Consider the following 24,540-nt stretch of genomic DNA (forward strand, 5'->3'; position numbering starts at 1 on the left):
ATTAGAAGGAAAGATTCAAGATTTCTTCTAAAACAATAGGGGCGGTTCGCAAACCGCCCCTATAACCGAGTTTTCACGTTTAATGCCTAAAACTTCAGCTGCTACGAACAGCGGCGAGGGTAGGCTTTTCCACAGGATTGTCGATTATCCTAAGGCTAGGAAACAGAAAATGATTTTCTTCAACATATTGGGCACCAAATAGCCCTTTTTCCGCCCAAAAGTACCGATCTGTGGTGTGTTCGTTCCGCTTCACGAGAAGTAAAGCGGGCGGAAGGATTCCCTCAGTTTGAATAAACTTTCGCGCGGCAGTGACTGGTTTATCTTCGCCACTTTCAATACTATACTGAGGGACATGCTCTAAAATTCTACGTCCTTCCTGGCGACGGCGACTTTTCCGCTTACGTCTTCTAGCCAACCTCCTTACCTCCCTTTTAAATCTGACAGTTGTAATGATAGATACAAAAACCGTCGCAAGTATATCGGTTTGAGTTCAAAATATCAACCGCCTTTTACTGATTGATACAAATATTACAAACCTCAGAAATCGACATAGGACAGCAACAGAATCGGCAATAGACGCTATATATGCAAGCTTGTCCAAACTAGAGCCTAGATATAGCGTGTAAGGCGCTATATTCCTTCAGACTTGACAAAATTTAGCCAGTTTGGAAGCAGTTTTATAACCGAAGTATCCTGAGATATTGTTAAAATTTTTGTAATAAAAAGAAACAAAAATCAGGTCTTTGCACGATTTTTGCCGCTTCAGCGCAATTGCGTGCCAGGATCGACAAAAGAAAATCAGCTCCAATTCATGCAATTCTCGTCGCTGTCAAGTAGCCAAGTATAAGCGAATGTGTCTATGTCTACCAGTTCAGAATTCGTAACTTTGTGCCAATCACAAGTAGCACTATTAACTCAAGGACTGGGAGCTGCCTTGAGTGTTGTGTATTTAACGGAAGAACTGGTAGAGGGCGTCCCAACTAAGCTAAGGCCGGTTGTTGCTTACCCACAAACAGCGATGGAATGGGAAACGGATGAGATTTCGGCTCTGGGATTTTCCAGTCAACCACTGGCGTCCATTCCTCGGTTACTGTCAGCAGCATCTCCGGTTCCTCAGAAGTCCGATGCGGTTTCTGAGACGAGTTCAACGGAATCGATGGCTGAAGTCGGGAAAGAAGAAACTCTGGATGAATTGCAGGCAAACACGGGGGCATCCCTCCGCCAGCGATCGCTCTTCGCCGATGCTAACCTAAGTGGCTCCTCGCGCCAAATTGTGGTGCCTTTGTTGCATGAAGGTGTGGTGATGGGGTTGCTGGTGACGGCTCGTGAAGATAGACCGTGGAACAAGCGAGAACGAACCGCGATTGAACGGATTGCCGATACACTCGCGATCGCCTGCATTCTGGATCGGCGTTCCCAATGGTTTGAGCAGCAACTCAGTCAGCAACGGCATCTTCAGGCTCAACAGCGCGATCTTATGGACGATCTGATCCACCAGTTTCGCAATCCCATGACCGCCTTACGGACATTTGGCAAGTTGCTCCTCAGACGACTGGTACCTGGAGATGCGAACCGGGAAGTTGCCAACAGCATCGTGCGCGAAAGCGATCGCCTGCAAGAGTTGCTTCTACAGTTCGATCGGGCAGTGGATATGGACGAAGGCGAGCTAGTGCCTTTGTACGGGCAAATCGCGGATCGTTCTTACGATGCAGTTCCCGTGCCGATTGCCCCGTCTTGCCCGCTTCCCCCAAAAGGTGAAGGTTTAGGAAATCCTTACTCTCCCTTGGGATTGGAACCTCAGACAATTCCCACGAGAGCGCTGGCGTTGGAATCCTGCTCGGTAGCTAAAGTTTTGGAACCCCTTGTGGTGACATCCAGTGCGATCGCCCAAGAAAAAAATCTGGATTTATTGGCAGAAATTCCCCCCAATTTGCCGCCAGTACAAGCCAATGCTAAAGCGCTGCGCGAGGTGTTGAGCAATCTGATCGACAATGCTTTGAAATATACCCCAGCGGGTGGGCAAGTTTATATTCAGGCAGGAAATCGACGGCAAACTTCTCAGGGAGATTTTCAGGCGATCGCAATTAGCGATACTGGCCCTGGCATTCCTGTGCAAGATAAAGAACATTTGTTTGAGCGACACTACCGAGGCGTCCAGGCAGAAACTGAGATTCCGGGGAGTGGATTGGGTTTAGCGATCGCGCGAGATTTGGTGGAACAAATGGAGGGCGAAATTGAAGTCATTAGCCCCGCCGAACGCAACTGGCTCGATCGGAGTATTCCGCACACTCAAGGACCCGGAACGACCTTTATTGTCTGGTTACTTACTGAAGCCTTAAAGGGCGAGGATGAAGTTTGATAAGTTGCTCTTACATTTACTTGTATTTGAGCTGGTAACGGGGAATACAATTACTCATCTGGCGCGATCACTCTGCATGGTATAGCAGTCATAAATGATTCGTGAAAGCGAGATGCCCGACTTTTTGGAGAAGTCGGGCATCTGAACTGCTGGCATCTCACAACTCAAATAGTGGGACTTAGACAAAAACTAAGGCAAAAATGGCTTCAAACCTAGACAGAGAGATATTTTCAGCTCGAATATGCATAAATCTAGTATTCACAAGGGTTTCAGGCGTTTTTAGGTCATCGACCTCTTTTCCTTGCCCAGAAAGCTTTTCAGCCCCTTTAGAGCCTTGAAATTTGTTTAAGTCCCGATAGGATTGAGATAAGATGCCATTTAGGATTAAAAACCCGGTTTCTGGAAGAAACCGGGTTTAGAAAATGCTTATTTTTTTGTGCCTTCTCTGCTTAGAGAATGAAGCAAGCAGCAGTCAAATACAATTGCACGCTTCATCCTACAAACATTACTGCTCTAGCACTAACTCTTCATTTAAGCGCAGATTGAGATCGGTATCCGGGTCAATCGCAATCAGATCGACTCTATCCCGACCGAGGAACAGTCCGATGAGTCCACCAATTCCCAGACCGCCCAAGACTTCTTCGGTAGCGATCGCTTTGTCACCCGTTACAGCAGAAACCGCAGCAGCCGCAGCAGCACCTAATGCGGCATTCTTGAGGATACCCCCAACGCTAGAACCCTTGGTAACGGATTCGGTTTTGGTAATGGTTTGAGAAGTAGCATCGATAGCCACCCGTTGACCGTTCGTCAAAACCAGTTCCTTCGCTACAAACTGAGAACCTCCCTGAGCTGGTTGCAGTTCACCGACCACTTGGCTTCCAGAGGGGATTAGCACCGTTCCATCAGATGTGGTGATATTTGCTGCTACCGTTAGCGTCAGCGGTGCCTTTTCGTCCTTTGTAACCAGAATCTTTTCTTTCTCGTACCTAACTGGAATAGTGGTTCCAGCCGGAATCGCGACTGTCGTATCCTCTGGCGGTGTGTCGTTGAGAGAGACAATATAGGGCGAGTTAATTGCCGCTACTTGTCCAGAACTCACCAATGCCTGATAGATGAAAGCTGCTACCTCGGCTCTCGTCGCATTCCGAGTTGGATTCAGCGTTTCGACAACCGGATAGTTCACTACAATGCTCTTCTCTGTCGCCGCAGCAATGCTATTGCGAGCATAGCTAGAGATGGAAGAAGCATCGTTATACACTTGCAAATCAGTCGATACGGCATTGGTGGCAGTGTAATTCAAGCCATTCGCCAAGGAAACTAGAACTTGCTCGCGGGGAATATTTTGTGTAGGTCTAAAGACATTACCAGGATAACCCGACAAAAATCCCATTTCGTAAGCTTCACGGATAGCCGAGTATGCCCAGTAGGTCGATGAAAGATCCACAAAATTAACAGCATCGCGGATTTTATTCTTGTTGAAGGCTTTACGAACCATCGCCGCGAATTGGGCACGAGTTACTGGATCGTTGGGTCGGAATGTACCATCGGGGAACCCGGCGATTACATCACGTTGTGCCAGTTCTTGAATAAAACTAGCAGCCCAGTAGCTTGAGGATACATCACTAAAGTTGATAGCTTGAGCAACAGCCGGTGCCGGTGACAGAATTGTTTCTACTAGGGGAGCCATCGAACCTGCCGACATTCCCAGCATTAGTAGTAAGGCTGTTCCTGATTTCAAGCGCTTTAAGTTAGACATTTAGAACCTTCTCCACTTTTCGCATTCCTTTGTTTATTTAGACCTAAGATTACCTGATAGGTTCCTATAAATTTCAATCTCAAGAAATTTATTTACTGCCGTGACAGATTATAGAAATATAGACAGTTTCAGAAGAAAGTTCTGGACTCCCTAAGAGGGAAAGACGCATATTTTGCAAAAATAGTTGCTTGTTGTAGAAAAAATCGGCTTCCAGAACCTCTGGAAGCCCATAACAATAGATGGGAATCCTCATATATTGCACTAAGTCGTCAGAATGGAATGCTGAGGCGATCGCATTCACGAAAAGTACAGAGTAAGCGAAACTCAAGGGTTTTGTAACCTGCTCCGGTAGTTTCGTTTGCGTGTTTGCTGTCGCTGTGCGGTTGAAACCGCCCGGTACAAGACGCCCGCGGCAAGATGTGATGAATACAAAAAAAGGCACGCGATGTGTTGCGTGCCCAATTTGTGGAATGATGATGTCGAAATTTTGGTCTTTATCTACTCTTTATCTATTAGTCTCAAAGCTAGTTCTGATGGTCAACCCATCGACGGTAGAGTTTTTGAATCGCTTTAAGAACAGGGCTAGGGGCTGACTTCTGGGAGGTACCGCTGGGATCTAGAAGCTGTAATCGCGTCAGGAGTTTAGCTTCCTCGATTGCTACCTCGCCATCGCTATAAATTAAGGCGCTGAGGGCTTCAATAAGACGCTGGTAATCTTCGGTGCTGGGGCGATCGCCTAAATAATCTTGCACCCAGTTGTAGACCTCGCTTGGGCTTACAGCTACGAGTTCATACAACAAAGGCTGAATCTCTGGATCGTCAGCAATGCCGTTTTCCTTCGCCACTCGCTGAAGATATTGCCGTTCCTCTGACTGAATTTTGCCATCGATCCAAGCTGCGCCGATGAGAATTTTAACAAGCTGTTTAACACTAGAATTGGCTACCATTGGCTTTTCCCTTATTTCCCCTAACAGATTAATCCATCAGCAGATTTCTGCAACCACAACTACCATAGAGGCTTAGCTATTTTTCTTCTGTAGCCGCACCATAAAGAATCCATCCATTTGATGCCGATGGGGCCAGACCTTGATCCACCCAGCAGGGGTAGTATAAGCTGCTGCTGGTGAATTGGGGTTGGGGGGCAAAATCTGCCACTGGGGGTAACGCTCTAAAAAGGTGCGAACAACACCTTCATTCTCCAATGGATGCAAGGTACAAGTTGCATAAACCAGAATTCCATCCGGTTTAACCCAGGTAGCCACTCGATCTAATAGTTCGCCTTGCAGAATTGAAAGTTCCTGCACCGTCTGTAGAGTTTGCCGCCAACGGGCGTCAGCATGACGATGCAGCGTTCCCAGCCCAGAACAGGGGGCATCGAGTAAGACTCTATCAGCTTGCCTATCAGCTTGATTAATAAACTGGGGTAGGTTGCGGCTGTCCCCCTCCTGAATTTGAATCGAGTGCAAACTTAACCGTTTAGTATTTTCTTGCAGTTTCCGGAGGCGGGAAGCCGTCTTGTCACACGCCCAAACGGTTCCTTGGTCTTCCATCAATTCTGCGATGTGCGTTGTCTTTCCTCCTGGTGCTGCACAGGCATCGATAACGACTTCACCCGGTTGAGGATCTAGCAGATAACTGACTAGCTGGGCACTACTATCTTGCACCGTCCACCAACCTTCGGTAAAACCAGGTAAAGTTTGAATCGCACCCGTGCCACCAGTAAGTCTCAAAGCTTGCGGTAGATGGGGCACGCGACTAACTGAGATACCCGCAGCTTGCAGTGCTGCCTCAACTTTCTCTATCTCAGCGCGAAGGGGATTTACCCGCAGGTCAATTGCTGGTGTTTGGTTCATCCATTCACACAACTGTTCTGTTTCTTCTAAACCTAGATGTTCTAGCCATACTTCTATAATCCAGTCGGGATAGCTGTGTAAAATGCCTAATCGTTCGATTGGGTTTTTTGGCAGATGTAGTGGGTCAGATTCTAAGTCCTGAACTTCCCCTCCCGGGTTTCCCTGCTTCTTGCCTTCCGCTACACGAATATACTGTCGCAATAGACCATTGACAAAGCCGGAAAGACCAGAAAATCCGTTTTCTTTGGCTAATTGCACAGTAGTATTCACCGCTGCCGAGACAGGAATTCGATCTTGATAACGAAGCTGATATAAGCCTAGATGCAGAATTGTGCGGAGGTCTGGGGGTTGCTGGTGGGCTTTCTTTTTACCTAGATGGTCGATGAGTGCATCGAGCGATCGCTGTCTTCTCACACTCCCATAAACTAACTCTGTCACTAACCGTCGATCGGTAGCACTTAAGTCTGCTTGGCGCAGCAGTCGGTCGAGTGCTACGTCAGCAAAAGCGCCTTTACGGTGGACATCCCGAAGTGCCAGAAATGCTATTTGACGAGGATTTTGCATACTATTTAGTATGCGTTAGCAGATGCATTTGGAAGCATTGCTGTCTCACTTTGACTCAGCCGGTTTCTCTTGATGTCTTCATTGAAACAACGATTTACACGTTCCCTTCAACTGTCTGTGTCACTCTCTTGATTGTCCCAGTGACCGCCACAAGGCTTCAGGAGATTTAGAAAACTACTGTTAGCCCTCAAACCCCATTTTTTCTCAGACAGAACGCTCCTACTTTTTCTGGAAACAACTCACAAGGGCTTGTTTCCACTTAATGTCACTCCAAGTATTGACACACCACCTCATCAGTTTTCTGCTGACGGCTTTCTACAGTAGAGAACGTAAGTAATTAGTCATTCATCCATCTCAGAAACAAAATGCACCGCATCCGTAAATCAGCTTTATTTTCTTTTTGCTTGTTATTAATAGTTTCGGGTATCAGTGCTTGTGACACTCAAGTTACAGATGCCGCACCCTCCTCAGAAACACCCAAAGTCGTAACCGAATCATCAACCAAACCCTCGACCGAACCAACTCAACCCCAATCAAGCTTAGAGGTATCTTCTTCAGAAAAAACCGCTCAAACCAAACAAGCTGTTCAAAGCAGCTTCGAGCCGGTGAAAGCAACTCCAAAAAAGGTAAAAGTCTTTTTTCCTAAAAACCCCCAAAGCGGGCAAGATTTCACTTATGTTGAGCCAGTTTGGCGAACAACAAACAGTCCGAGTACAGCCCAGTTTGCCATTGAGCAATTAATCGCAGGGCCGACAAGTCAGGAAAAAGCTCGTGGTTTAATCGACCCTATTGAATTCAAGGGCAGTTCCAACTGCGGCAAAGATTTTACGATTTCCATCACGAATGGAATTGCTAAACTTAAATTCTGTAAGTCGGTAATTTCAGGAGGTACTGGAGATGATGCTCGTCAAAAATTCTCTATTAATACCACCCTTAAGCAATTTCCAACTGTCAACTCAGTTATTATTCTGGATAGAAATGGCAGATGCTTAAACGATCAAAGCGGTGAGAATACTTGCCTCAAGAAAGCCGAAAAATTGACAACTGAATCGGGATTATCGATTGACGGACTTGGATCAGTTAAAATCAACATGACTGTTGCTCAGGCATCAAGCGTTGCTGGGACTCAAATAGTTCCATCCCGGCAAAATCCCAATCGCGTCTGTGACTATTACAAGCCAGCAAATGGGCCTGAGGGTGTTACTTTCATGGTCACGGAAGGTCGTATCGCTACGGTAGAAGTTGAAACCAATAAAATTACCACTGTTCATGGTATCAAAGTTGACGATACAGAAAGCACGATTAAGTCTGCTTATCCCGGACAAATTCAGGTAAATCGTCTTCTCAACAGCGAAAAAGGTAAAGCCTGGGTCCTTCAACCAAGCAGCTTTGCTGACAAAGACTTGCGTCTCGTTTTTGTCTCTCCGAATGGCGAGACTGTATCTCGAATGATTGCTGGTAAAGTTCCAGAAGTTAATTATGCAGAAGGCTGTCTTGATGTTCGCCCTGGTTGATAGGGTTTTAATGTAAATTTATTAACCCAGCTATCAAAACTAGCTGGGTTTCGCGTTTTAGTGGAAGGTGGGAGAGCGATCGCGCTTTTTCCCATCTGCCAAAAGTAAATATTTAAGAAGTTGAACCGCGAAGATGCTAAGGACACGAAGGAAGAGAAATAAAGAGCGATCGCGCTTTTTCCTTTCCCCATCTGCCCTCAATCATGAAGCAGGGTAAGCGAGTCTATTTCCTACTAGACAGTTTGCTTGTTAACGGTTATCTAGTTGCTTTTTTTAGTCTTCCAATTCGTTATCAACTGCTGAATTAGATGTAGAGGTAGTATTTGGGTGAGCTGACGGTAGCTGTACTTGGGTTGTAAAAGAACCAGTTATCTGAGCTTTCAGCGCCGCCAATTCATCATCAACGTCGTTGCCAGATTCCAGCGTGGCAAATTGCTCTTCTAAACTATGGGAAACTAATTCCTGCGTGGGCTGGGAAAGAAAATCTTTAGTAGCCAGTTCCGTCCTAGACTGGGAACGAACTTCCTGAAGCATATCTCTCACCTCTTCTAAAGCAGTGGAATTCAGTGTAAGGCTGTTCACAATAGCTGTCTGCTGAATTAATAGTTGAGCTTTCATGGCTTTAAGCTCACCTTCAAGCTTCAGCAATCGAGTTTGGACAGAAGAAGGAGTTTGTTGAGTAACCACCTGAGAACGGGCTTCCAGTTCCAAAACTTTTTCTTCCATGCGCTCGAAGGCTCCCATCGGGCTGCTGGTTCCCAAGCATCCGACAGTGTTTTGCAACTGCTCGTTGGCTTTAGCAGCTTGCGCCCGTGCCTTGAGCCTGTCCTGTTGCTGTTTGGCTTCAGAAATTTTATTTTCCAGGGCAATTAAGTTGCGATTGAGAGTTTCTACCTGAGCCTTCTGCTGATCCAAAGTGGTTTTCAGAGTGTCGGTGTTTGCTTTCGTGCGTACTAACGCTTCTTGAAAAAGATTTTCGTCGTCTAGTGGCCGATATAAAACCATCTGGGCGCGAGCCGCCCATTTTTGGGCTTGGTTGTACTGTTCCTGAGTCTGTTCTTGAGCGGCAATGGCTCTGGCAACTGCCTGACGCAACTGCACCACGCCTTCTTGCATATCAATGATGGACTGCTCCAGAATTCCTTCTGGGTCTTGAGCCTTGCTAAGCGCGTCATTCAGATTTGCTCTGGCATTTAGGCTAATGCGCTCGAATAATCCCATGAGTTTCTTGCTTTTTAAGGAATATGAGAATTCACAAGCTCTGGTGTCAGCTCAGATATCTATCGCAGTGACATCTGGATAGTAGAACTTACTGAAAATTAAACTAAGTCAATTATTAATGCTTCGTAATAATTACTGAAGTCTTCATCATCTTTCTGGCTTTTTGTGTAAAAGTAAGCTTTGGGCTATCTTGCTCAGATAGATGTTTTTAGTTAATAAACTGCCTTTAATATGACTTCGGTGCGCCCTCACGATAAAGCCAAAGCCCTGAAACCCTCTAGCCGTCGCCCTGCTAAAGAACTCTGTAGCGAATGTGGGCTGTGCGACACATACTATATTCACTATGTCAAGGAAGCGTGTGCATTTCTTAATCAGCAGATAGCTGATCTGGAAGAACAAATTCACGGAAGAAGCCGCAATCTGGATAATCCCGATGATTGGTATTTTGGGGTTAGTCAAGAGATGATGGCGGCGCGGAAAACTGAGCCAATTGAGGGGGCGCAGTGGACGGGAATTGTCAGCACCATTGCCATTGAAATGCTCAATCGTGGCATGGTTGAGGGCGTCGTCTGCGTCCAGAATACTAAGGAAGACAGATTTCAGCCGATGCCGATAATTGCTCGGACACCCGAAGAAATTCTGGCAGCGCGGGTGAATAAACCAACGCTGTCGCCTAATCTTTCTGTGTTGGAGCAAATTGAGCAATCTGGGATGAAGCGGCTGTTAGTAATTGGCGTTGGTTGCCAAATTCAAGCATTACGAGCCGTGGAGAAGGAACTGGGACTAGAAAAGCTTTATGTTTTGGGTACGCCCTGTGTGGATAATGTTAACCGCGCCGGGTTGCAAAAATTCTTGGAAACCACTAGCCGTTCCCCGGATACAGTCGTGCATTACGAGTTTATGCAAGATTTCCGGGTTCACTTCAAGCACGAGGATGGCTCTATGGAAATGGTGCCTTTCTTTGGACTGAAGACTAACCAGTTGAAGGATGTCTTTGCTCCTTCTTGCATGAGCTGTTTTGATTATGTGAATTCTTTGGCAGATTTAGTAGTAGGTTACATGGGCGCACCCTTTGGCTGGCAGTGGATTGTGGTGCGGAATGACACTGGCAAAGAAATGCTGGATTTGGTGCAAGATCAGATAGATACGCAGCCAGTGATGTCCCACGGAAACCGCAAAGAAGCTGTACAACAAAGTATCCCCGCCTACGATAAAGGCGTTACACTCCCGATGTGGGCGGCAAAGTTGATGGGAGTTGTGATTGAAAAAATTGGCCCCAAAGGTTTAGAGTATGCCCGTTTCTCCATTGATTCCCACTTCACCCGCAATTATTTGTATATGAAGCGCAATCATCCAGAGAAGTTAGAAGCGCACGTACCAGAATATGCCAAGCGGATTGTCGGGCAGTATCAGTTACCAGAGAATTAAGGGCTTTTGCCTTGCGGAGCTAAGTCTATGACTTTGAGAAATTAACATAACTACCGCAATGCGAAAGCCTGCTGGCACGGCATTGGGTGAAGCATCTGGAGGCGAAAATCCGGGGATGATTGCAGAAATTGTCGCCCGGATGCTTCGCCCCTACAACAATGTGGTGAGGAAATGTGGTGAGGAGCAGAAATTTAAGCGGGTCCCACGGCTTCAATTGCGGCTTCAAGAGCGATCGCTACATGAGTCCAATGGGTTCCTCCTTGACAAAATACAACGTATGGCTCTCGCAGCGGCCCATCGGATGACAATTCAGAGGTGCTGCCTTCAATAAACGTACCTCCAGCCATCACTAGCTGGCTCTCATATCCCGGCATATCACCGGGTACGGGATCGACATAGGAATCGATAGGCGAGTGCTGTTGAATGGCTCGACAAAAGGCAATCATCTTCTCACGCGAACCCAATTTGATGGCTTGAATCACGTCTCGACGGGGTGCCATTGGTAAAGGATTCACGGCATAACCCAGCTGATCGAAAACGTAAGCCGTCAGGTGATTCCCTTTCATCGCTTCCCCGACCATTTGCGGTGCGAGAAACAATCCTTGGAACATCAGGCGATGTTGATCGAAACTGGCACCGCCACTACTGCCAATTCCTGGTGCCGTCAAACGACAGGCGGCGGCTTCTACTAAGTCTGCCCGACCCGCAACATAGCCGCCAGCAGTTACGATAGTACCACCAGGATTTTTAATCAAAGAGCCAGCCATCAGATCGGCACCGACAGCGGTGGGTTCCTGTTCTTCAATAAATTCCCCGTAACAATTATCGACGAAACAAATCGTGTGGGGGTTTTGTTGTTTAACCAGGAAAACAATTTTTTCGATGTCGGTAATCGAAAGACTAGGACGCCAGGAATAGCCGCAGGAACGCTGGATTAAGACGAGACGAGTGCGATCGCTAACTGTTGTCGCCAGCGCTTGCCAATCAATAATTCCTTCGCCAGTAAGAGCCAATTCTTTGTAACTAACGCCAAAATCAAGTAAGGAGCCTTGGCCTTGTCCTCGCAAACCAATGACTTCTTCTAGCGTGTCATAGGGGGCACCGACGACTGCCAGCATTTCATCTCCAGGACGAAGAACGCCAAATAAAGCACAAGCGATCGCATGAGTACCGGACACAAACTGCACTCGAACCGCAGCAGCTTCGGCACCCATCACGTCTGCAAATACCCGATCGAGCGTCTGACGCCCTAAATCATCGTGACCGTAGCCGGTGACACCAGCGAAATGGTGCGCCCCCACCCGATGGTGACGAAAGGCTTCCAGCACTCGTTTGAGATTTTGCTTGACTGTCGCGTCAATTGCGGAAAAAATCGGAAACAGTACCTTTTCTGCTTCCTGTAGCTGTTGAAAGCTGTTCATCAATACCTGGAGAAAGAGATTTCTTATTTATTTTAGATTTTGGAGCTTTTGGCAATGTAAAAATTTGCATTTCTAGTAAAAGCGGGGTAAACAAGCCGCCCTTACAAGACCGAGACCAAAATCCCAAATCCAATAGCAGATTGGGCTGCACAATTTTTATCAAGGTTACTGCATGACTGTTGCGACCACAACGAAAGATCAAGAACAGGTAAGACAAGACTCGCCTCTCCGTCCTGATTGGGTCATTATTATCTACATGGCTGGGTTACACATCGCAGCGCTTTTCGCCCTACTTCCCAGTAACTTCAGCTGGGCTGCGGTTGGTGTCGCCGTCTTTTTCCACTGGGTGACGGGTGGTTTGGGAATTACGCTGGGATTTCATCGTCTGGTAACGCATCGTAGTTTCCAAACGCCTAAGTGGTTAGAATACTTCTTTGTTCTCTGCGGCACCCTTTCCTGCCAAGGAGGTCCGATTAACTGGATCGGCATACACCGCCTCCATCATTTGCACTCCGATGAAAACTTAGATCCTCATGATTCCAACAAAGGCTTTTGGTGGAGTCACATGGGCTGGATGCTTTATAAAAACCCTGCGGATACAGACATCCCTCGCGTTACTAAAGATATTTCTGGCGACCCAGTTTATCAATTTTTACAAAACTATTTCATTCCCATTCAGGTTGTCTTAGGTCTAATTCTTTACGCCTTGGGCGGTTGGCCTTTTGTGGTCTGGGGAATTTTTGCTCGGGTTGTAGCAGTGTTTCATTGCACTTGGTTTGTCAACAGTGCAACGCATAAATTTGGCTATCGCACTTACGATTCTGAGGATCGCTCAACTAATTGTTGGTGGGTGGCTTTACTCACTTATGGCGAAGGTTGGCACAACAACCACCATGCTTTTCAATATTCCGCTCGACATGGCTTAAAGTGGTGGGAAATTGACCTGACGTGGATGACTATTCACTTCCTTCAGACGCTCGGTTTAGCCTCGAAGGTAAAACTGGTCGAAGAAAGTAAACAATAAATAAACATTCAAAGGGCAAAAGAAAGCAGAAAGAAAGGATGACAGAGGAAACACTTTTCCCCTTCATCCCGTATCCTTCTCTCTTTTGCCTTTTTAGTTGTGTCCCTGTACCACGTGCTTCACAGTGGTAAAAGATTCCAAGCCAATAGGTCCTCGACGATGTCCTTTTTGGTTAGACATTCCCAGAAATAATGAGTCTCCTCCCTTCGGGTTACGGGAAAATCGGGGAGAAGAATTGAGATACACAGAGGCACTATTTACGCCGAGCGCAAATTGGCGGCTTTCTTGATAAGATTCAGAAACTAGACAGTCGGCGTGACCGCTGCTGTATTGATTAATCCAAATAATGGCTTCCTCGATACTCTCTACCAGTTTAAAAGCCACAATCTTGTCGAGATAGGATTGACTCCACTCCAATTCCTCAGCCAGTTTCAAAACTGGAAATTGTGTCACCAAATCTCGATCTCCTCGAAGTTGAAACCCTTTTTCCTTTAGGCTGTTCCAAAGCATCGTCAGAGAGGAAGGTTTGCAAGCCGGATGAATCAAAACCTTTTCGATCGCATTAACGGGATCTGGATCGCTCTGATGACTATCGATAATTGCGTTCCGAGCCATCTCTAAGCTACCTGTAGGCGACCAATAAAGGTAGCAGTTTCCCATCGCCGACTTCAAGACGGGTGCAGTTGAGAGCTGGATTACCTTTTGGACTAAACTGGGGCGACCGTAGGGAATCACCAAATTGATGTAGCGGTCTTGGATGACTAAATCCCGGATGGAAGCGCCTTGCTCTGATGGTAGTAGCTCCAGACAACCGGGTGGCATACCTGCCCGTTCTAAGGCTGATTGTAAAACTTGGGCAATGACCGTATTTGAGTGGCTGGCTTCGCTCCCACCTCGGAGAATCAGGCTGTTGCCGGTTTTTAGGCACATCCCGGCAGCGATCGCTCCTAACTCCGGAAAAGCTTCGTAAATCAAGGCAATTACCCCCAGCGGCATTAGCTGAGAGTAGGTTTGCGAGTGTTCTAGCTGATAAGTCGCGTTCATCACCCGCCGGATCGGATCGGATAACTCAGCTAACCGTTGCAAAATGTGGATGGTAGCTTGCAGCCGCTCGGGTGTCAGCTTCAGCCAATCTAAAATCAGCTCATGGGCTGCCATTTCCCGACTCGCTTCTAGATCCAGGGTGTTGGCTTCCAAAATATCGTCTAAGGATCTCTGAAGTGCCTGCGCCATCGCTGCAACAGCACGGCTACGCTCTACTCCCTTGGTGGTTGCCAATTCCAGGGAAGCTTCATAAGCGCGACTAACGGCGGTCATTGGATCGGGGGTGGGAGTAAAAGCGTTGATTGCCATTAGGCTAACGTCGGTAAGCCCGCCAGAGGATCAGGGTTGGCACCAGTACCAACAGCACGCTACCTATGACATACAGCACAATAATGTTAGCAGGAAGGGCAGGAAGTGAAATCTGAGCTAAGCAAAACGCTGCAATCAGTAGCACTGAAATAATTAGTAAGGACACGGGGAGGTAGCTGTCCCCAAGACCTGGATGAGCGGTACTCCAGCGATGACCAGTCCACCGCCACGATCGCTTGTATGGATAGCTTGTAGACAGTTGTTCGATCGCAAACCCATTCTCTTCAACCACGAAGATTTGCTGACAGCGATCGCAGCCAAACGCTTCTGTCAGTGTAATCGGGATTAAACGCCCTCTACGTCGGCATGGGCACGGGTAATCGTTATTTAAGTCAATCTTCTGATCTTTCTGAGATGGCACAAGCGCTAATTAAACAAAGATATGAAAGTGTTAACTTAAGGATTTTCGGAACCGGGTTTGTCTATTAGACTTTTTTAGTTTGCACCTAGCAACCGCTTTTCTTAGGACTGGGCACGGCTGAAAGCCTTTAAAGCCACAGACCATCTAGGCGAATTTTAACACTCTAAACCTTTGCCTAGAAATGCTCCGACGTACATATAATCGAATGTTGCCTCTCTATATCTAAAGACCTACGCCTGCTAAAGACCTACGCATAGAGAGATGGCTACTTCTTATAAGATTTGAACGAGAAGAGCGGGTAACGCGATTCGAACGCGCGACATTCACCTTGGCAAGGTGACGCTCTACCACTGAGCTATACCCGCAAAACTTTATCTTTATCTAGATTCTCAAAATTTTCACCATCTGTCAACTATCTCTCTTTAATCATTTCATCACCCACCCGATAGGATTTGAAGTTGGCGAGCGTGTGACAGCTTAGGGAAGCGATTTCTCCCGGGAGGCGTTGGAAGGAATTCTCCCCTTTTGGATTCTCGCGCTTTCCGGCTCCTCTTCCTTCAACTCACCCAGCTTCCGGACGCAACACCGTAGAATGAAGAAGTATGTAGTTAGTTGAATTAATTATAAATATGCCTGTTTTTGCGGCGATCGCAGTTTTGGCACTTTTGATTGTGGTACATGAGCTGGGTCATTTCATGGCAGCTCGTCTTCAAGGAATTCACGTCAACCGCTTCTCCCTTGGTTTTGGCCCAATCCTCTGGAAGTACCAGGGATCGGAAACCGAATATGCCATCCGAGCTTTTCCTCTAGGCGGATTTGTCGGTTTCCCTGATGATGACCCCGACAGTGATATCCCCCCAGAAGACCCCAATCTACTACGCAACCGGCCCATCCTCGACCGAGCCATTGTCATCAGCGCGGGTGTCATCGCCAATTTGCTATTTGCTTACTTGTTGCTAGCGACTCAACTGGGTCTCGTGGGCGTTCAGGAATTTAATTATCAGCCTGGTGTCCTGGTTCCCCAAGTCGCCTCAGAGGTAAGTTCTGCTGCACTTAAAGCTGGCATCAAAGCAGGAGACATTATTCTCTTAGCAGACGGTCAACCACTGAAAGCCTCCAAGGAAGCCATCCCAAAGCTTATGGAGGTCATTCAAAACAATCCCAACCAGCCGATCCCCCTAAGTGTTGAACGTCAAGGTCAAATCATTTCCCTGACCGTAACACCGCAGCCTGGAAGCGACGGGAAAGGTCGCATCGGTGTCCAGCTAGCTCCTAGCGGTAAAGTAGTGCGTCGGCACCTCAAGAATCCTGTAGAAGTTTTGACCACTGCGGCTACAAAGTACCAAGAATTTGTAGTTTTAACGGCTCAGGGCTTTATACAACTGATCAGTAACTTTGGCGAAACCGCCGATCAGGTTGCTGGGCCAGTTAAAATTGTGGAACTTGGTGCCAGTATTGCCAAGTCAGACGCGGCGAATCTGTTTCAGTTTGCTGCCTTGATCAGCATTAACCTTGCGATTATCAACATTTTGCCTCTACCGGCTCTCGATGGTGGTCAACTAGCTTTCTTATTGATTGAAGGCTTGCGGGGTAAACCTTTGCCGACTCAAATCCAAGATGGCATTATGCAAACTGGGTTGATGTTGCTGCTGGGTTTGGGAATTTTCTTGATTGTTCGAGACACTGCTAACTTGGCGTGGGTTCAAAACCTCTTGCAATGAACGCAGTTGCCTGTCGTTTTTTATATCTGTCGTCCTTAACAATGGATAACTGACCCGTAGGGGCGCATGAGTATGCGCCATGAGTATGCGCCCCTACCAACTAGATAATTGACAATTTATGAACATTACCCGTACATGGTCAGCTAAGCAGCAGCGTGCTTTAGAGATTCTGATTCGCCTGAAGCGATTGTATCCAGATGCACCCTGTACGCTGAACTATGAGACGCCAGTACAGTTATTGGTGGCAACTATTCTCTCCGCTCAATGTACCGATGAGCGGGTGAATCAAGTAACACCGGCATTATTTGCGAGGTTTCCCGACGCTCCAGCTTTGGCAAATGCTGATATTACTGAGTTGGAAACCCTGATCCGTTCAACCGGCTTTTATCGCAACAAGGCTAAAAATATTCAAGGTGCCTGCCTCCTGATTGTGGAGAAATTTAAAGGAGAGGTGCCAAAACGAATGGAATTGTTGCTGGAATTACCAGGAGTAGCGCGAAAGACAGCAAATGTAGTTCTCGCTCATGCCTACGGCATCAATCAAGGCGTGACGGTGGATACCCATGTGAAGCGTCTCAGCCACCGATTGGGTTTGACAGAACATACAGACCCAGTGCGGATAGAGCGAGATTTAATGAGACTATTGCCTCTAGAGGATTGGGAAAATTGGTCAATTCGGTTGGTCTATCATGGTCGGGCAATTTGTAAAGCCAGAAATCCGGCGTGCCATGCTTGTGTCCTCGCGGATTCGTGTCCTTCTGCCAATTTGTCGCCATCGGATTCTGTAAATATTAGCCTCGCCACATCCCCTCAAATTGTGGAAGCTTCTAATTGATACCATCCGCTAGAATGGAGAATGGTGTCTATTATTGCTGGAAAAAAGTAGGATAATTCATGGCTAAAAAGAGCATGATTGAGCGGGAGAAAAAACGCCAGAAGATGGTGGATAAGTATGCCGCTAAGCGTGAAACGTTGCAGGAAGCATTTGAGAATGCAGCAACCCAACAACAGAAACTGACGATTCATCGGCAGATACAGCAACTGCCACGCAACAGTGCGCCCACGCGCTTGCGGAATCGCTGCTGGGTAACTGGGCGTCCTAGAGGCGTATACCGGGATTTTGGTCTGTCTCGCAACGTGATGCGGGAATGGGCACACCAAGGTCTGTTGCCGGGTGTGGTCAAGTCTAGCTGGTAGTCCTTAGTCCTTAGTCTTTAGTCTTTAGTTGATTGCGTTTGACCAATGACTATTGACTATTGACTAAGACTATTGACCGCAACAGCGGTCGATGCCGAGACTGTCTAAGAGCAATTCACTGACCGCATTCGCGATCGCAAACTCGCTATAAAAACTTCTGGAAAAGTCAAACGCCTGCATCTCTGTCAGAATGGCAATCACCAGAGAACCCAGGTCGTTTTCCCCTTCCATCCGCTGGCGGACATAAATCTGGGAAGCTCGTTGGGCAATCTCTTGATTGACAGCTTCTGGAATAAACTCTTCATCGAGCCACTTGTGCAATGCGCTTTGCAGCCATATGCCCTCCTGTTGAGGATTTTCGGCTGGTGGTAAGGTGATCGGTGGGATGGGTTGAGACATTTTCACGTATCAGCTTTTCGCTTCTCAGCTTTTAAATTTCAGGTGCCGACTCAATGATTCTAAAAGTTGGGGCAGTATTTTAGATATTAAGGTGGTTCTATCTCATCAGGACATCTATGCAGCCATTTGTGGCTGTTAGAGATATACATAGATCGGATAATACGTCATTAACCCGCTTGGATTGAGTGCATGGAGTTTGATATTCCCACCATTATTCAGGGGTATGCCCAAGGCTACTTCCTGATGGCGGATGACGACAATGGCTTGGGATGGTATTCCAGCCGTCAGAGAACACTCGTTCCCCTCGATGGGCAATTTCGCTACCCGAAGTCACTGCGGCGTGTTCTCAACCAAGAACGCTTTACTGTTGCCGTCAATCGGGATTTCCAGGGTGTGGTGGCTGGGTGTGCGGATCGAGAAACAACGTGGATTTCCCCAGAACTACAAGAGATTTATTTGGCACTCTATGAAGAGGGTTGGGCTTATAGCTTCGAGACTTGGCAGGGAGAGGAACTGGCTGGAGGAATTTTAGGACTTGTCATCGGGGGTGCGTTTATTGGGGAATCCATGTTCTACCGGATTCCAGAGGGGTCAAAGGTGGCGATGGTGAAGTTGGTGGAAAGATTGCGATCGCGCAATTTTGCTTTCTTTGATGCCCAAATGATGAACCCCCATTTAGAGCGCTTTGGTGCCTACATCATTGACGATTCACAATATCAAGTCCTGTTACGGAAAGCGTTGCAGCGTCGGTGTTCTTTAGTATAGCCGCAGCCAGCGGGTGTGTCCTACCGAGCAAAACTTTTATCGAATCATGAGCAGGCTAAAACTTGTCAAAGACTTGAAATTCTGGTTGATAGCGATCGCGGCAGGCTTAATTACGATTCATCTTACTTTGACTTGGAGGAGTGGCAATATTGAACTGCTGAGTACAAGTTTCTTATTTTGGGCTGCGGTATCATCCCTGCTTTGGCAGAAACGGGACGGATTACAGCTAAAAAGCGACGCTTTTTCTAGCATTGTTGGGTTCGCACTGATTAGTTTGGTACTCTTTAAAAGTCTTTACCCCGGCTATGGTTTTACCCTTCACGTTACACCTTTGATTTCAATGCTGGCCTTGGGTTTAATTGCCTCTGGGGTTAAAGGATTAAAGCAGTATTGGCGGGAATTGCTGCTTCTGGCTTTTTTTGTCTTAAATCAAGAACTAATATTGAAATTTTTCAATGTATCTTTATTAACCGCTAAATTCACATCTGTTATTCTTTGGTTTTTAGGATTCCCCATTGTGCAACGAGGGGAAATTTTAAGTTTGCCAACCGGATCTGTACAAATTGGCGGAGCTTGTGCTGGTGTAGGTACTATCCTTCAGCTATTGGGGTTAGCTTTAGTTGTTTTACTAATTTTTCCAACTAAATTGAAGGAAAAGATTTTATTGCCATTCGTTGCTGTTATCGTAGCCTTTACATTAAATGGGATACGAGTAGCTTTGATGACTGTTTTGGCAGGATTGTCAAACAAAGAAGCTTTTGAATATTGGCATCTTGGTGATGGTTCTTTAATCTTTTCTATGATTTCTGTATTTATTTTTGGATTAATTTGTCGATTTTGGCTGTTAAAACCAGGCACCGAAATGGCAAAGCTGTAGAATTTTAATTGCAGCTATAGCAGTCCTAAATGATGCGTGAAAACAAGCTCCCCGACAACTCTTACAAAGTTGGGGAGCTGAAAGGTTGGAATCTCACAACTAAAACAGGATTGCTATGTTTTTGACTGATGCAGCTTAGTGTAGTGGTAAAAAAGTGAACTGGGATTAGCTTCGAGGCGGAGTGCTTTTCAAACCCTTCAAACGCTTCCAGGCGAAGTACATTCCTAGCAAGAGAACAGCCAAGATGTTGCCTAAGATTTGGCTGGGTTCGGGCACTGGGTCGGGATCTAACGATTGGCTGGATGGCTGCACTGGATTAGATAGCGGCTGGCTGTTTGCTGCTGACGGTGCTGACGGTGCTGACGGCACGTTGCTAGCAGTAGGTTTGCTAGCTACTAGCGCTTTGCTGGGTGGCGGCGCTTGACTAAGCGGGGGTACGTTACTGTTTTGACCAGAAGTTGCTTCAGCGTCCATACCCTCTGGGGTTTCTACCGGAACTTGCACCTGCTGAGTTTTCTTAGGATCGACTCGCACTTCTTCAGTGACAGCGACAAAGGAGGTGTATTGCGATAACAACCGATAAGCGAGTGCGGTATCTGTAACAGCTTTGACATGATTTGGGCTTTCGCCATCATACATTTTATTCATCAAATCTTTAATCCGGGCGCGTCCCCATAGTTGAGCGATCGCGCTATTGCCACCGCCATCAAATTCAATGGGTACCTTCTTCTCATAGCGTTTGCCACCCGCGACGATCCCAGTAATTCGCAAAGTTCCCTTAGCGCGATCGCCTTTGCGTCCAAATAATACTAATGGCTGATTGGCAAATAAATCAGGGGGTTTGATTGGATAGATTTGCGGTGCTTTTCCAGTGCCTTCCCAGCCAACTTCAATATTCGTTAGTACGGGATTATTGATTTGTTGGGAGAACTTTTCGACGACTTTTTGGGCGGGTTCGTTAGGGGGAACCACTTCAGAAGTCCCTCGCCCTTCCTCTGCTAAACGGTCGATCAAGAAGCGGTTCACTGAAGGACCAACACCGAAGCTATAAAGTCGATTTCCAGGCTTCAGCCGCTTTTTAATTTCTGCGATCGCTTGCCGGTCGTTATCAATTAAACCGTCAGTAATTAAGACAATACTCCGCAGGCGTCCTGCTGGCGCGGCGGGGAAATTTAAGACGGTTTGAATCCCATTGAGTAACTCGGTACCACCGTTAGCATCTAGGCGATTGATATAATCCAGCGCTTTTTGTCGGTTTTGCGGCGTATTCAGTAAAGGTGTAGGAGATAGCTGCGTCGCGCTATTAGCAAAGTCAATAATATTAAAGGTATCGCCGGGATTGAGTCCATTGATAAAGCGGCGCATTAGTTCCTTCGATTGCTCGATTGGCGCTCCGCTTTGAGATCCAGAGGTATCCATGAGAAATACCACATCTTTGGGTACAATCTCATTACTTTGATACTTCACGGCTGGAATTAAATAGGAAGCAAAGTGACCGCCGCGTTCATCCGCCTCTGATAAGACTGTGGACTGGGTTTGGGCACTTGATACCTGATAACGCAGAATCAGGTCTTTATTCGGAATTGCGTTCTCCTTGCTTAATTCAATCCGCATGATGCGACCATCTTGGGTAGTGCGGATTTGATGAGAAGGCGATCGCACTTCTTTCACTGGCACCCCTGCTTCGATTTCAACGGTTACACCAATATTTTGTCCAGAACGGTTTCCGGCTGGTAAAGTCGGCGGATTGATTTGCGAAGTGTCGGTAACTGAGTTTGTAGTGCTGTTGCTATTCGTTGAACTTCCTGAAATGTAGCGCGGTCCCACTACCATTGGGAAGACAAATTCATAGTCCCCTTTTTCAAACTTCAGGCTTTCACTGTAGCGAATTGTGACATCGATTTTTTCGCCCGGTTTGATGTTAGCCAAGGACTGAGTAAAAATATTGTCTCGTTCTTGGTCTAATAATGCAGCAGTTTTTCCTTCTTGTTTGGCTTGTTCGTAAATTTGCTTTGCTTCTTCGCGTTTTTTGATGACGCCTCGGATGATGCGATTGCCTACTCTTATCTCCATGTCATCTACCGCCGCTTCATCGGGCAGTGGAAACTTATAGACAGCTTCTAAGGGATTGTTAAAGGGATTTTCAAAGGTTTGCGTTACCTCCACCCGCGACACATTCCCTGTGACTTTCGCCACAACTTCCGTATGTTTCAACGGAAACACTTGCTCCTGTCCATCCACAATCGCGAATAAGCTGCCTTCAGTAAGAGATGCTTGCCTCTCAATTTGCTGAGTCACCATCTCTACCACAGGAGAAACTAAGTACCGCACTCCCGCAAATCCAAACAATAGGAAGGCACCGGCTATCAGCCATTTTTTCTTAGAGTTAGGTTTAGTAGTTGGGAGCAATCGCGCATTCAAATCTTGCAACACTTCATCTGCTGATTGATAGCGCCGCTTTGTACCCGTTTGCAGCATTTTGTCGAGAATGCTACCTAACTGTTTATTTACTGGTGTCTTTAAAAAATGCCGCCAAACCCAGGTATCTTCACTTGTATCGCTCAAGTCGAAAGGAGGAATTTGGGTAAGCAAGTGGATACAAGTAACGCCCAAACTATACAAATCGCTAGCAAAAATCGCTTTCCCTTTGGCTTGTTCGGGAGCCGTATAAGCAGCAGAACCAATAACCGTTCCGGTTCTGCCTAACATCGTCTCAGTCGCATACTTTGCTGCGCCAAAATCGACTAACACGAGTTTGCCATCTCGACGGTTGCGAATGATATTTTCGGGTTTAATATCCCGGTGAATCATCTGCTGACTGTGGACAAATTGCAACACCGGCAGCAAACTTTGCAGGAGTTGCCGAATTTCTACTTCTTTAAACGGCCCTTTTTGGGCTAATTCTTGAGCTAAGTTTTCTCCATCGATAAACTGTTGCACTAAATACTGATGGTCATCTTGCTCAAAATATGCCAGCAGTTCGGGAATTTGATGATGTTTCCCAACAACCTCTAAGCGAGTTGCTTCTTGACGGAATAACTCTGCTGCTTTTTGGCGATTGTTTGTTCCTTGTTGTTGGGGAAAAAACTGTTTAATCACACAGCGCGGTTCCGATGGCTGGGACTTATCCACCGCTAGAAAAGTTCTCCCCATACCCCCTTGACCAATCGGTTTAATCGCACGATAGCGATCGCTCAGCAGTAATTGCGATCCGCAACTTTCGCAGATTGTGGCATTTCCAGGATTTTCTGGCTGCTTACAATTAGGATTCAGGCAATAACACCGACGCCGATCGTGAGCTGTGCTTTTTTGAGGCGGGAAGGTCGTCATAGCAGCCCTTTTTCAAAACCGTTCACGCCATTCTAGCCATTTCATTTCTAAAATTAATATGAAAAATTGGCTAGAAACGCGCTCAGGACAAGGTTTTGAGCTTTGTAGGAAGATGAACTTCTCCAAGTAGTACGGCAGAAGTTGCGCCGGTAACTTGGGGAAGATTGCCAGGGATGCCTAACTGACGCCAATATGCCAAAACAGCGAAAGCGATCGCTTCTTTGAAATCAGCATTCACACCCGCTTCATCCGTCGTCAACACTGGCACGGGTTGTAAAGTCGCTTGTAGGCGCTGTTTTAAATAGAGATTGCGACTGCCACCGCCACACAATAACACCTCGTCAGGCATCTGCGGCAGGAAAGTGCGGTAGCTATGAACAATTGACGCAGCAGTGAGTTCAGTCAGCGTTGCCAGCAGATCAGCGCTACTCAACTCATAAGCAGAGGCATCTGCGATACACTGCCGGAGATAGGTGTAGCTAAATAGCTCTCGACCCGTTGATTTGGGCGGTTGCTGCTGGAAGTAGTCCTGCTGTAGCCATTGCTCTACTAAATCGTTGCAGATTGTGCCTGCTGCGGCCCATGCTCCATCTTGATCGTAGGTTTTGACTCCATTCGTTAAATACTGCACCGCCAGGTCTAGAAGCGCATTTCCCGGCCCGGTGTCCCAGCCTCGAATATCTTCTAACCAGCTGCCCCGACGCGCCGGTAGATAAGTGACATTCCCAATCCCGCCAATATTTTGGACGCATCGGTTCTTGTCGGGTTGGCTCAATAAATAGGCATCTATTCCTGAAACCATTGGGGCACCCTGTCCACCGGCAGCAATATCCGCCGCCCGGAAATTACTCACAGTGGGAATGCCCGTCAGGTGGGCAACCAAGGCACCCCGACCTAATTGCAGGCTGTACCCCATTTTAGATTTTGGATTTTCAATTTTTTTGAATCCAGAATCTAAAACCGGCAATCCCAAATCGTCAGTGGGTGGGCGATGAAAAACGGTTTGTCCGTGAGAGCCAATTAAGTCGGCTGAATCGTTGCCGCTTTGAATGTTTTGGGCGGCTTGTGCGAAGGTGTAAGCGATCGCATCATCTAATTGGGCAAATTCAGCCATTGACAAGGATGCCCCGCCACAAACCTCTAGAATTTGCTTTGAGAGCGCATCTGGATAAGGATAGGTGGCTCCCGCTAGCAGAGTCACGTTGATATCCAAGTCTTTACCAGTAATCTCTACTAAAGCGGCGTCAATACCATCTACCGACGTGCCGCTAATTAAACCAATTACACGCATCATTTTAGTAATTAAAAATTAACCCTGAAAACTTAATCAGTTTTAT

The 24,540-nt window shown here is 46.9% G+C and carries 20 protein-coding genes, 1 tRNA gene and 2 pseudogenes; 9 read left to right on the plus strand and 14 right to left on the minus strand.

Annotation, left to right across the window (positions count from 1 at the left end; genetic code table 11):
• Positions 1-94: 94 nt before the first annotated feature.
• On the minus strand, positions 95-415 hold the full coding sequence (locus tag H6H02_RS22285) for a DUF3155 domain-containing protein (protein ID WP_190414413.1): 321 nt from the start codon (positions 413-415) through the stop codon (positions 95-97).
• Positions 416-859: 444 nt separating this feature from the next.
• On the opposite strand from H6H02_RS22285, the gene H6H02_RS22290 reads away from it, so the two are divergent.
• Positions 860-2,359: a GAF domain-containing sensor histidine kinase gene (locus H6H02_RS22290; protein ID WP_199329464.1), complete on the plus strand. Its 1,500-nt coding sequence runs from the start codon at positions 860-862 to the stop codon at positions 2,357-2,359.
• 505 nt (positions 2,360-2,864) lie between these two features.
• Here H6H02_RS22290 and H6H02_RS22295 read toward each other — a convergent pair.
• From H6H02_RS22295 to H6H02_RS22310, 4 genes are all read right to left on the minus strand, one after another.
• Entirely contained in the window at positions 2,865-4,115 is a 1,251-nt protein-coding gene (locus H6H02_RS22295) for an S-layer homology domain-containing protein (RefSeq protein WP_190821860.1), read from the minus strand.
• 88 nt (positions 4,116-4,203) lie between these two features.
• On the minus strand, positions 4,204-4,443 hold the full coding sequence (locus H6H02_RS22300; protein ID WP_190821863.1) for a hypothetical protein: 240 nt from the start codon (positions 4,441-4,443) through the stop codon (positions 4,204-4,206).
• A 196-nt stretch (positions 4,444-4,639) separates the two neighbouring features.
• Positions 4,640-5,062 carry a TerB family tellurite resistance protein gene (locus tag H6H02_RS22305; protein WP_190821865.1) on the minus strand — a complete coding sequence of 141 codons (423 nt, stop codon included), beginning with the start codon at positions 5,060-5,062 and terminating at the stop codon, positions 4,640-4,642.
• A 72-nt stretch (positions 5,063-5,134) separates the two neighbouring features.
• On the minus strand, positions 5,135-6,532 hold the full coding sequence (locus H6H02_RS22310; RefSeq protein WP_190821867.1) for a 16S rRNA (cytosine(967)-C(5))-methyltransferase: 1,398 nt from the start codon (positions 6,530-6,532) through the stop codon (positions 5,135-5,137).
• A 365-nt stretch (positions 6,533-6,897) separates the two neighbouring features.
• On the opposite strand from H6H02_RS22310, the gene H6H02_RS22315 reads away from it, so the two are divergent.
• A complete protein-coding gene (locus tag H6H02_RS22315) occupies positions 6,898-8,046 on the plus strand; it encodes a GerMN domain-containing protein (RefSeq protein ID WP_190821869.1) in 1,149 nt (382 codons plus the stop codon).
• A gap of 603 nt (positions 8,047-8,649) precedes the next feature.
• Here H6H02_RS22315 and H6H02_RS22320 read toward each other — a convergent pair.
• A pseudogene (locus H6H02_RS22320) lies at positions 8,650-9,267 on the minus strand (PspA/IM30 family protein); the annotation flags it as partial.
• A gap of 231 nt (positions 9,268-9,498) precedes the next feature.
• Between H6H02_RS22320 and H6H02_RS22325 the strand changes: the two are divergent.
• Positions 9,499-10,695: a Coenzyme F420 hydrogenase/dehydrogenase, beta subunit C-terminal domain gene (locus H6H02_RS22325; protein WP_190821874.1), complete on the plus strand. Its 1,197-nt coding sequence runs from the start codon at positions 9,499-9,501 to the stop codon at positions 10,693-10,695.
• A gap of 191 nt (positions 10,696-10,886) precedes the next feature.
• Here H6H02_RS22325 and H6H02_RS22330 read toward each other — a convergent pair whose 3' ends face one another.
• Positions 10,887-12,116, minus strand: a complete 1,230-nt coding sequence (locus H6H02_RS22330) for a methionine gamma-lyase family protein (RefSeq protein ID WP_190821876.1) — start codon at positions 12,114-12,116, stop codon at positions 10,887-10,889.
• Positions 12,117-12,288: 172 nt separating this feature from the next.
• Here H6H02_RS22330 and H6H02_RS22335 point away from each other — a divergent pair, with 172 nt between their 5' ends.
• Positions 12,289-13,140: an acyl-CoA desaturase gene (locus H6H02_RS22335; protein WP_190821889.1), complete on the plus strand. Its 852-nt coding sequence runs from the start codon at positions 12,289-12,291 to the stop codon at positions 13,138-13,140.
• A gap of 93 nt (positions 13,141-13,233) precedes the next feature.
• Here H6H02_RS22335 and H6H02_RS22340 read toward each other — a convergent pair whose 3' ends face one another.
• The 3 genes from H6H02_RS22340 to H6H02_RS22350 all read right to left on the minus strand — a co-directional run bounded on the left by H6H02_RS22340 (position 13,234) and on the right by H6H02_RS22350 (position 15,279).
• On the minus strand, positions 13,234-14,493 hold the full coding sequence (locus tag H6H02_RS22340; RefSeq protein WP_190821891.1) for a glutamate-5-semialdehyde dehydrogenase: 1,260 nt from the start codon (positions 14,491-14,493) through the stop codon (positions 13,234-13,236).
• A 4-nt stretch (positions 14,494-14,497) separates the two neighbouring features.
• A complete protein-coding gene (locus H6H02_RS22345) occupies positions 14,498-14,914 on the minus strand; it encodes a hypothetical protein (RefSeq protein WP_190821894.1) in 417 nt (138 codons plus the stop codon).
• 293 nt (positions 14,915-15,207) lie between these two features.
• Positions 15,208-15,279 (minus strand) — tRNA-Gly (locus H6H02_RS22350).
• Between the two features lie 264 nt (positions 15,280-15,543).
• Between H6H02_RS22350 and rseP the strand changes: the two genes are divergently transcribed.
• The 3 genes from rseP to rpsN all read left to right on the plus strand — a co-directional run bounded on the left by rseP (position 15,544) and on the right by rpsN (position 17,832).
• Positions 15,544-16,635, plus strand: coding sequence for an RIP metalloprotease RseP (gene rseP / locus H6H02_RS22355; RefSeq protein ID WP_190821896.1), 1,092 nt, complete (start codon positions 15,544-15,546; stop codon positions 16,633-16,635).
• Between the two features lie 118 nt (positions 16,636-16,753).
• On the plus strand, positions 16,754-17,470 hold the full coding sequence (gene nth, locus H6H02_RS22360; RefSeq protein WP_190821899.1) for an endonuclease III: 717 nt from the start codon (positions 16,754-16,756) through the stop codon (positions 17,468-17,470).
• Positions 17,471-17,529: 59 nt separating this feature from the next.
• On the plus strand, positions 17,530-17,832 hold the full coding sequence (gene rpsN, locus H6H02_RS22365) for a 30S ribosomal protein S14 (protein WP_190821904.1): 303 nt from the start codon (positions 17,530-17,532) through the stop codon (positions 17,830-17,832).
• 69 nt (positions 17,833-17,901) lie between these two features.
• On the opposite strand, the gene H6H02_RS22370 is transcribed toward rpsN, so the two are convergent.
• Entirely contained in the window at positions 17,902-18,231 is a 330-nt protein-coding gene (locus H6H02_RS22370) for a hypothetical protein (protein ID WP_190821906.1), read from the minus strand.
• A 189-nt stretch (positions 18,232-18,420) separates the two neighbouring features.
• Here H6H02_RS22370 and aat point away from each other — a divergent pair, with 189 nt between their 5' ends.
• Entirely contained in the window at positions 18,421-18,996 is a 576-nt protein-coding gene (gene aat, locus H6H02_RS22375; protein ID WP_190688974.1) for a leucyl/phenylalanyl-tRNA--protein transferase, read from the plus strand.
• Positions 18,997-19,042: 46 nt separating this feature from the next.
• Positions 19,043-19,873, plus strand: coding sequence for a cyanoexosortase A (crtA, locus tag H6H02_RS22380; RefSeq protein ID WP_190821908.1), 831 nt, complete (start codon positions 19,043-19,045; stop codon positions 19,871-19,873).
• A 165-nt stretch (positions 19,874-20,038) separates the two neighbouring features.
• Here crtA and H6H02_RS22385 read toward each other — a convergent pair whose 3' ends face one another.
• From H6H02_RS22385 to H6H02_RS22390, 3 genes and pseudogenes are all read right to left on the minus strand, one after another.
• A complete protein-coding gene (locus H6H02_RS22385; protein ID WP_347342638.1) occupies positions 20,039-22,174 on the minus strand; it encodes a VIT domain-containing protein in 2,136 nt (711 codons plus the stop codon).
• A gap of 135 nt (positions 22,175-22,309) precedes the next feature.
• Positions 22,310-23,203, minus strand: a pseudogene (locus H6H02_RS27960) (serine/threonine-protein kinase); the annotation flags it as partial.
• Positions 23,204-23,285: 82 nt separating this feature from the next.
• Complete coding sequence (locus tag H6H02_RS22390) at positions 23,286-24,497, minus strand: anhydro-N-acetylmuramic acid kinase (protein WP_190821912.1); 1,212 nt, start codon at positions 24,495-24,497, stop codon at positions 23,286-23,288.
• Between the last annotated feature and the right edge of the window lie 43 nt (positions 24,498-24,540).

The organism is Coleofasciculus sp. FACHB-1120 (assembly GCF_014698845.1).
GTDB lineage: Bacteria > Cyanobacteriota > Cyanobacteriia > Cyanobacteriales > FACHB-T130 > FACHB-T130.